General features: G+C 50.7%; 1 protein-coding gene. It reads right to left on the bottom strand.

What is annotated here, in order from left to right; translation table 11 throughout:
* A partial coding sequence (locus AAEY75_RS14935) for a hypothetical protein (protein ID WP_352260015.1) occupies window positions 1-276 on the bottom strand: 276 nt, incomplete at both ends.

Below are 276 nucleotides of genomic sequence, written 5' to 3'. Positions count from 1 at the left end.
CTATTACGCTTGCCCTTTGGTTGCGCCATTAAGGTTAGCCCTGCCCGCCACTGCTCTGACTTTGGCGCATTAGCAGGCATATCGTCAGTATTTAGCGTTAAGCTTGCTTGCCCGCCACCAAAGACTTTGGCAAATAAGTTGGCAAGCTCGCTATTGACCGCCTCAAGTGTCTGCATAAATAGCGTCTTGGTGGTTTCATCAATCGAGGCAATCGCCTCCGTTAACGTCTCCATACTAGCAGCAATGTCTGCTGTCTGCTGCGCCAGTGGCTCTAAA

Origin of the sequence: Psychrobacter sp. TB55-MNA-CIBAN-0194, assembly GCF_040309505.1 — a bacterium.
Taxonomy (GTDB): Bacteria; Pseudomonadota; Gammaproteobacteria; order Pseudomonadales; family Moraxellaceae; genus Psychrobacter; species Psychrobacter fozii.
This window is presented reverse-complemented; position numbering and strand designations above follow the sequence as displayed.